This window comes from Nostoc mirabile CHAB5784 (genome assembly GCF_020829645.1).
GTDB lineage: Bacteria > Cyanobacteriota > Cyanobacteriia > Cyanobacteriales > Nostocaceae > Nostoc > Nostoc mirabile.
In genome coordinates this window covers 1-6,221 of the sequence record NZ_JAIVFS010000211.1, presented here as the reverse complement: position 1 = coordinate 6,221, position 6,221 = coordinate 1, and the positions used below count along the sequence as shown (strand labels likewise).

10 protein-coding genes are annotated in these 6,221 nt (G+C 45.6%); 4 read left to right on the top strand and 6 right to left on the bottom strand.

Annotated elements, in window-relative coordinates:
- Positions 1–475: 475 nt before the first annotated feature.
- The gene (locus LC653_RS44160) at positions 476–1,279 is read right to left on the bottom strand and encodes an aldo/keto reductase (RefSeq protein WP_229501577.1); all 804 of its coding nucleotides are present in this window, start codon (positions 1,277–1,279) and stop codon (positions 476–478) included.
- Positions 1,280–1,616: 337 nt separating this feature from the next.
- Here LC653_RS44160 and LC653_RS44155 point away from each other — a divergent pair, with 337 nt between their 5' ends.
- The 3 genes from LC653_RS44155 to LC653_RS44145 all read left to right on the top strand — a co-directional run bounded on the left by LC653_RS44155 (position 1,617) and on the right by LC653_RS44145 (position 3,364).
- Complete coding sequence (locus LC653_RS44155) at positions 1,617–2,015, top strand: hypothetical protein (protein ID WP_229501576.1); 399 nt, start codon at positions 1,617–1,619, stop codon at positions 2,013–2,015.
- A 144-nt stretch (positions 2,016–2,159) separates the two neighbouring features.
- Positions 2,160–2,888, top strand: coding sequence for an ATP-binding protein (locus tag LC653_RS44150; protein WP_229501575.1), 729 nt, complete (start codon positions 2,160–2,162; stop codon positions 2,886–2,888).
- Positions 2,889–2,890: 2 nt separating this feature from the next.
- Positions 2,891–3,364 (top strand): metal-dependent hydrolase, encoded by a 474-nt coding sequence (locus tag LC653_RS44145; protein WP_229501574.1) that lies wholly within the window; start codon positions 2,891–2,893, stop codon positions 3,362–3,364.
- A 271-nt stretch (positions 3,365–3,635) separates the two neighbouring features.
- Here the strand turns inward: LC653_RS44145 and LC653_RS44140 are convergent, their stop codons facing one another.
- Both LC653_RS44140 and LC653_RS44135 read right to left on the bottom strand, forming a co-directional pair.
- Entirely contained in the window at positions 3,636–3,941 is a 306-nt protein-coding gene (locus LC653_RS44140; protein WP_229501573.1) for a hypothetical protein, read from the bottom strand.
- Between the two features lie 6 nt (positions 3,942–3,947).
- On the bottom strand, positions 3,948–4,328 hold the full coding sequence (locus LC653_RS44135) for a hypothetical protein (protein ID WP_229501572.1): 381 nt from the start codon (positions 4,326–4,328) through the stop codon (positions 3,948–3,950).
- 104 nt (positions 4,329–4,432) lie between these two features.
- Here LC653_RS44135 and LC653_RS44130 point away from each other — a divergent pair, with 104 nt between their 5' ends.
- Positions 4,433–4,705 carry a hypothetical protein gene (locus tag LC653_RS44130; protein WP_229501571.1) on the top strand — a complete coding sequence of 91 codons (273 nt, stop codon included), beginning with the start codon at positions 4,433–4,435 and terminating at the stop codon, positions 4,703–4,705.
- Here LC653_RS44130 and LC653_RS44125 read toward each other — a convergent pair.
- The 3 genes from LC653_RS44125 to LC653_RS44115 form a co-directional block, all read right to left on the bottom strand.
- On the bottom strand, positions 4,702–4,998 hold the full coding sequence (locus tag LC653_RS44125; RefSeq protein WP_229501570.1) for a hypothetical protein: 297 nt from the start codon (positions 4,996–4,998) through the stop codon (positions 4,702–4,704). The genes LC653_RS44130 and LC653_RS44125 overlap by 4 nt on opposite strands.
- Positions 4,999–5,177: 179 nt before the next feature.
- Complete coding sequence (locus LC653_RS44120) at positions 5,178–5,537, bottom strand: helix-turn-helix domain-containing protein (RefSeq protein WP_229501569.1); 360 nt, start codon at positions 5,535–5,537, stop codon at positions 5,178–5,180.
- 446 nt (positions 5,538–5,983) lie between these two features.
- On the bottom strand, positions 5,984–6,175 hold the full coding sequence (locus tag LC653_RS44115) for a hypothetical protein (protein WP_229501568.1): 192 nt from the start codon (positions 6,173–6,175) through the stop codon (positions 5,984–5,986).
- Positions 6,176–6,221 lie beyond the last annotated feature (46 nt).

Sequence of the window (6,221 nt, the reverse complement as noted above, 5' to 3'; positions counted from 1 at the left end):
TATTAATATACCTGCTGATTAGTCGCGTCAAAATAGTTTCTTCCATTCATAGCGGGTGGCGATCGCCGCCAGTGGGGCTGCTCCTAAGAAAACAGAATGGTTTCTTTCAGCCATAATGGGCGATCGCCCGAATTCAAGATGAGGAGATACGAAAAGAACTCTTAGAGGATGCGAAAGTCCTAAATCTCTCACTGAGCGAAATCAAACGTAAGATTCAAGTAATTGAGTCTGCTGCTCAATTAAATTCATCATCTCAAACAGAGACAGCATCCATAAAAGAGCGTGTTGATGATACGTTCCAACGCTTCAAGAAAGCGAAAGTGTGGGATGACCCGAAGAAAAAATCCAAAGTAGAAAAGCTCTTGGCTCAGTTGGAAGCATTAATAGAAAACTGAATAGAAAATTGCGATGCTCCAAAGGAGCCGTCTTATGGCGATCGCAACCAGCGGTCTTTGTATACGCTTTCAACCCGTCCTCAAATCCACTGAGTATCAAACGCATCTTGCCCAGTTCCATAAATCAAGTTTCCGTATTCCTGCCATTTGGCTACTTCTTGGGCTTCAATTTGGGGCGCGTGCAGAACAGCAAGATTTTCTTCTAATTGCTGCCTAGTTTGGGGTGCGGTGAGCGCCAGACGTATTGCCGGATGACTTAGTACATAGCGGTAACAGTCTGCTGCCGTGGGTGGTTGAAGCTGCCAGTTGTGATGACCTTTGAGTAACGTTCCCCAGCGCGTGCAAGTGAATGCCACCACGGGAATACCAGCTTTTTGAGCAGCAGGTAAAACATTTTGTTCAGCCTGACGATGTGCCATATTGTAACGGTGCATCAACACATCACACTGATGACGTTCTATCATTTTTAAAGCTATGGCTCGATTGTGTGTGGTAACTCCCACGTAGCGCACAACTCCAGAGTCCTTCCACAAACGAAGTTCATCAAGCAACACCTGAACCTGGGTCATGTCGTCAGCAGGGGAGACATATTCAGCAAAGAATACATCCACCTGCTCGACATCTAGGCGATGGCGCACAGAGTCGAGGTAAAGGCGTAAAGATTGTATATCTCGGTTTTCACTCCCCGTTGCCACCAAGACCTGCTCACGGTTTGTTAGCAACAGAGATTTTAAGCCACTCAAAAAGTTTTCAGATTCTAAATTGTAAAAGAAAAAGTAATTGATTCCCGCCTCAAATGCCAACAAAACAGTTGCAGCATCTATCGATTGCCCTGCCAAACCGAGAATACTTGCTGCTTGTCCTTGTAGTGTTGATAATTCCACGGTCAACTATCCGACTTCTTACTTTCAGTGTATTACGCCAGTACGATGCTAGTGAAGACATCATCAATGAATGTTAATTTTTGGACGATCTCTTCTTCAAGCGAGGAAATGTGAGATATGTCTGGGGCGATCGCTAGCTAAAATCAATGCTGCTTATGAACAGGCAAAGCAGGCTGGTTACAAGGTGCAACTAGATTAGTAAACCGTAATTACCACAGCACTGATTTTATTACTTTGTCGGGTGAAGCTTCACAATACAACCCGTAATCTTACCGTACACTCCGGCAGACTGTACGCCAGATAATAGAGTGAAAAACTGGCATACAACAAGCGGATTATGGCAGACAATCAACCCGATAACATCCAAACTGACGGCGAAGATTCTCAAAAAGAAGAAAATTTTTCTAAAATTTCCATATTAGAATTACAAAAAAAATATGGGATTGGGCGTGACTCCTTCTACGCTCGGACACGATACCTTCGGATTACAACCTGGAAGGAATCCGATAAGGCTTATCTGGATGCTGACCAGATAGCTTACATGGACGGACTACACGAACACATACAGCAGACTGGTAGGATGCAAGGCTACCCAGTACCGGAACCATCGTGGCCAATTGAAGAGGACGAGCAGCCAGCACCTACAACTACCTTGACAGTCGCAGAGACTCAGCAAGTTACAGCGCCAGAATACGCACCCAAGCAAGCGATCGCAGTCTTCAGGACAAGTCGATGATGTCGCCGCCATCGTACAATCTGCACAGGGTAAAGCAGCTGGTACGTTAATTGCAGAAAACATACTCGCTCGTCACTTTATTGAAAATCCAAACCTATTACCAGATGAGCTAAAAACCAAAATCAAGGAATCGGGGGAAATGCCTTGCATCGACCCTTTCGCCTACGCCGACTCATTGATCAACGCCGCAATGGGTTCTATCAGCGCGGCCTGAAGTTTTTGGGAATGCTGGCAACTGGGGTGATTGTTGCTGCTAATGGGCTGAATCCCCTCTCATTGCTGGCATTGGGCATGGGGGGAGTGTTGGCGATGTCTGGCGACAAGCTGCTTTGCATCTACGCTCCTAAACTTTCCTCTAAGAATTCGACTACTCAAGACCCAGCACCAATAATAGATAGCGAAGGCGTTGCCTCTCGTAGAGAAGCCTCTTCGAGTCCGCGAGCGTCGGAGATACCCGCGCCTGGAGATTTCCGAATTTACCGACAAGCCGAGTTAAACCGGACTACAGCCTCACTCCTAGCGAATGGGGCTATTCTCATAGCTGGTGAGGATGGTAGTGGTAAATCTGTACTAGCTAGTGCTGTAGTTGAGAAATTACAGGATGATGGCTTCACTGTGGCATTTATCGAGCCTGCAACACCCAAGCAGATGCTCTTGGAAATTGCCCACCAGTTTGATATTCCAACCGAAGACCTGGAGGGCAAGTCACTGACAGCTGACAAGTTGAAACGGGCGATCCCAACTTATTGCGAGGAAAATACAGCTTTCCTGGTACTGGATGATGCCCACGCCTGCGACGCTAAATTTAGGATGTGGCTCAAGCAGCTAAAGCGAAACGGTGTACCAATGCTACTTCTAGCTCGTAATTCGTAATTATGTTGGGGATATCGCACTTATTAATTAGTGGAACGGCTACCAGTTTGCTCCTTGGGACTGCTAGCCCTACAATCATTGCGGTGGGTGCGATCGCTGGATTGCTCCCAGATATAGATGTGTCCACCTCCCCGGCTGGTCGCGTCTTGCCGTGGGTAAGTGCGTTTTTTGAAAGCAGAATGCCTCACCGCAGCTGCACTCACAGCTTGGTTGCCAGTGCAGTTGTAGCAGCTGTTGGGTATGGTGTAGCACTTTTTCACCCTCAGTTTATTAATCTCGTTCACGCTCTGAGCATTGGTTACACCTTCGGCTGGTTTGCGGATGTCTTCACGCGGGGTGGTGTAGAGATGTTTTGGCCAAGCCCCGTGAGATGTGTCTGCCCAGGTAATCGTAATTTGCGGTTGAGGACTGGGAGTAACGTTGAGTATTTCGTGTTGGTGGTGCTGATTGCGATCGCTCTCGCAGGCCAGCAATAGGAGCCGCCGCGTTGCCGCAGCAGTTTCTTTTTATGAATGCTGTGCGGAGCCGGAGCCGCTCCGCCTCCGGTCTGGGTCTAAGGGCTGGCTCAGGGAACGCTTCATTTTTGGCTGCCCCCCGCGATCGCAATTTTCTGTTAACTTTTCTACTAAACTTATATTTTGGTTATTTTGCCACTGTGGGAATTGGCAATTTACGAGATAATCTTTCTTTTGAGGTCGCTTGTAAGGGGCGATCGCCTGTTATATTAAATTGTCACAGTGACAAGTCTTATGGTTTTGATTCCCTATCACGCTTATGGCGTATGGCTGCGGCTTCAATAATTGAGGCGATGTCAATATTAGGGGCGTTCTGTATCTGGATGTAAAGGCTGCTGTTGACAGCAAAATTAGAACCGCCGGTGACTACATTAACACCGCCTAACTCAGGCATTTTCCTTTTAGACTCTTCTGGAAGTGATGCGAATACTTCTGCTACCAGTCGCTCTTTTTGCTCCAGTGGCAGTGACTCTATAAGATTTTTGATATCATCCAAACTTACCACCCTCGCTTCAGTAGCCCTGATAGAAGTATTCATGTCACTCTAAGCACAAAGTTCTTTTTCTTGATTACTATTTCTTAACCTCCATTTACGAGCGATCGCAAGCATAATCCCCTCAACTTCCTCATCCGTTGCGCTCTCTATCAGATTTTCCAAACTTGCTTGAAATTTATTTGGCTTGGAGACTTCTGGCGATGCTTGCTCGCTTACCTGTCTGAGGAAGTGACTTACACTACCAGGCTTTAACTCTTCCATAGCCCTCATCAGCTTTGATAGTGCCTCAACAGTGATATTCTCACCATTTCTAAAGTCTGAGATGTGGTTTTGACTGACTTCCGACTCTACCGATAGAGCTTTACCTGTCAGGTTATAGCTTCTGAGGGTCTTGTCAAAAGGACTAGAGAAAAAATTGTTGATTTTCATAAACAAAATACCCCAGCAGCGAATTGGGCGGGTAAACTATCCATCAATAGAGTGATTCGATTAGCTTTTAGATGTATTTTCAAGTTTATCAGGGCAATCAGAATATGACTAATAAGGATTTTGAATACCCAGAAAATTACCCTGTTCCAGATCCAGCCTGGAGCTATGCAGGGGTTCACCTGGAGGCTTATAGAGCAGAGGATAGGCTTGTAAAGGCGATTAAATATGTTAGTTCCCTTGAGGAGAGTAACCCCGGTGATGATGCTCATCTAATCGCAGAGTTTGAGACGGTCATCACCCATCTTCAAGGAGCGATCGCTACAGCTTGTTTTAGTTTCTCTGGTTCCTTGACTAGCCGCAGCAGTGAACGAGCCTAACGCTCATTTTTGATGTGTCCGCCCAATTCACCAGCTGTATCAATGACTGTCTTTGCCTCTAGCAGTTGGTTGATTCGTCGGTATCCACCCCAAGCGTATAATTCACGCTGGCAGTATTCTGAAAAGTTTTTATATCCAGCTTGCAGGTAAAGCTGCTGTTCCCTCATCAGGAGGATTTCATCTACCACGAAGCACTCGAACCTATCGATGGCGGTGAAGGTTTCCTGGATGCTGGTGTTGAGGTTGGCGTAATCGAGCGGTAAGGTTCTTTGTTCTCTTTCTAGTGTCAGCATATATGTTGCCCACTATGGTAAATGCTTGAAAGTTGAGGTGTTGCAGTTTAACCAAAGTGAACCGAGGAGATACTGAAGGGTGTTTGCCCAAAAATGTGTCAGCATTATAATTAGCTCACTTTGTGATCAACGGATTGAGCAGGCGATCGCATTGCTTTGACCGGCGGCGATCGCTTTTGCTAGGCAGCCGTTAAAGAGGCTTGATTTTCAGCATCAATTGCTGAAGACTTTCGACGCTGGCTTGGTGTGCTACTCTTACTGCTGTTAGGGTTCTCAGAAGGGGCAGAAGTATCTGAATCTGGGGTGTAATCAATTAAATCGAACGGAGTAATCTGCCTGTCTAAATCGTGCGCTAAACGATTTAGTGCGTTACAGAGATTATTCAAGGAATGACCATCCAAGCGTGGCATTGTTTTGGCTTTCCGTAAATTTGATACTGAATTAGCACTGAGGTTTAACTCATCGGCAAGATCACCCGCCTTGATGTCATATCTTGCCATTACCTCTTTTAATTTCCACTTAATCAAAGTCTGGTTCACAAAAATCAACACCTTAAATGTACTCCGCTACCTAACACTAGTACAAATGTTAGGATCTAAACTTGTAAATATACAAAAAAATTTTATATTTTTCCAAATTAAACTTATAAATATATAAGTTTATCTCTTGACAAAGGGCGATATTCCAAGTTAGACTTGTAATTAACAGAGAGGAAAAAGCGTTATGCCTCTTTGATAAATAAAGAAGCGCTAAAACCCACAGAACCTTAACAGCACAATCCAAAGTGACCGCTTGATGAGTAACCGAGGCACTGGCACAACAAGAGTTGGCGAGGGGTACACAGCCGGGAAATGGATATTGCACTGAATAAATAATTACCAAAAGACATTAGACGATTAGCTTTTGACGTTGTTAAAGCTGTACACGTCCCCTGATGCTATCCATCTGCTGTCTTGATAATGCTCTTAGCAACTAGCTTTGATGGCTACGCCAAATCTTTTTGAGAGCGTTGTGCTAAACCACAACGTTGTTTGCACACATAACAAAGGCGACCGCCCCGGTCTGACAAACAAGTGCGATCGCCTTTTCCCCAATGGTCGGGTAGGGCAGAGGCATTGCTGCCTCGTTCCCCCCTAAGAACCGTGCTTACAAGTTTCCAAGTACACGGCTCAAGCAAGTCTTGGATGCTACTTTGTTAGATTAATACTTCCTCTGGGAGGGGG